The organism is Mesorhizobium sp. M5C.F.Ca.IN.020.32.2.1 (assembly GCF_004023105.1).
GTDB classification, from domain to species: Bacteria; Pseudomonadota; Alphaproteobacteria; order Rhizobiales; family Rhizobiaceae; genus Mesorhizobium; species Mesorhizobium wenxiniae.
In genome coordinates this window covers 1-1,425 of record NZ_RZSX01001224.1, presented here as the reverse complement: position 1 = coordinate 1,425, position 1,425 = coordinate 1, and the positions used below count along the sequence as shown (strand labels likewise).

The window sequence follows — 1,425 nt, the reverse complement described above, 5'->3', positions numbered from 1 at the left end:
GTGTTCCGGAACCTCAAGGACGCGCTGGCGATCTATGCCAAACCCCGCCCCGGCGCAGAGACCGATCCTATCAAGGAGAAGGCGCAACTACTGGCCGAACTGAGAGCGGCGCTGGACAAGGCGCTGGCCTTTGCCGCCGAGCGAGGAGTTGATCCCGATGCAGTCATCGCGGCACAGGGCTTCGAGCGCGCTGCAAAGATTAGACAGGCGGCTGAAGCCTTGCTCGGCACCGACGAGGACAAACGCGACTTTCTCGGGCTGGTTGGCACGGCGTGGAAGCTCTTCAAGGCGGTGCTGCCGGACCCTGCCGTGCTTCCCTATCGGGGCGCCATGGTGGTTCTTCAGGTTATTGCGGAGACGATGCGCAGCCTCACCAGAGCCGGGCCCTCGAAAGACCTCGAAGCCGTGCTTGCCGAGATCGAACGGCTCGTCGATCAGGCGATTTCAGGCGTCGCGATCCGGGCTCCGATCCTTCAGGGTGGTGATCTGAAGAAGCTGCTCGACTTATCGACGATCGATTTCGACAAGCTCGCCGCACTGTTCGCCCAAGGTTCCAAGAAGACCGCAACGGAGGTTTTGAGGGGCACCGCCGAGAGGCGGGCAAAAGACCTCGCCGCGAGAAACCCGGCTCGTGTCAGCCTCCTGGAGCGGCTCCAAAAGCTGATCGACGAATACAACACCGGCAGCATGGATATCGAGGAACTGTTCCTGCAATTGATGGCCTTTGTCGGCGATCTCGACGAGGAAGAGCAGCGCCATATTCGCGAGGGGTTGAGCGAGGAAGAACTCGCGATCTTCGACATTCTAACCAAACCCGAACCGAAGTTGACAAAGACCCAGGAGATCGAAGTCAAGAAACTGGCACGCGAACTGCTCGCCAAGCTCAAGAAGGAGAAGCTCGTTCTCGATTGGCGGTCCAAGGAGACAGCAAAGGCGGGCGTCCGACAGACGATCGGTGAAGAGTTCGACGCGCACCTGCCCGATGTCTACGACCGCAAGCTGTTCGAGGAGAAGGTCCAGCGCACCTATCAGTTCGTGTTCGAGCGGATGGGGGCTCCCACCGAACCCACCGTGCAGTAGAACCGTGCTGCGGATTGGCCCTGGCGGCTCGCACGCGGTCCCTTGCTGGACGCACCATAGATCGAGCGCCTCGCCAAGCAGAAACATGCCCCAGGGACCTTTTGCCCACGCGATCACCCGATCACCCGATCAGCCGGATAACCGGATCACCCGAGACGGGAAAAACCCACCTACTCTCTTGATACTACTGCCGAAAAAGGTCGCCCATAATCCTAGTCCAGAGCGATGCTGGCGCATATAATCCAACTCGGGGAAAATGGTCGGTGGCAGAATCAGACAACCAGCGGTCGGGATTTTCTATTTAAGTATTTGAAATTGCTGCACTTTTTCTCTATCTTGTGGGGG

The 1,425-nt window shown here is 58.9% G+C and carries 1 protein-coding gene; it reads left to right on the top strand.

The window, feature by feature from the left end:
• The coding region (locus tag EOA86_RS34610; RefSeq protein WP_128345612.1) for a type I restriction enzyme endonuclease domain-containing protein at positions 1–1,080 on the top strand (1,080 nt) is incomplete at its 5' end.
• Between the last annotated feature and the right edge of the window lie 345 nt (positions 1,081–1,425).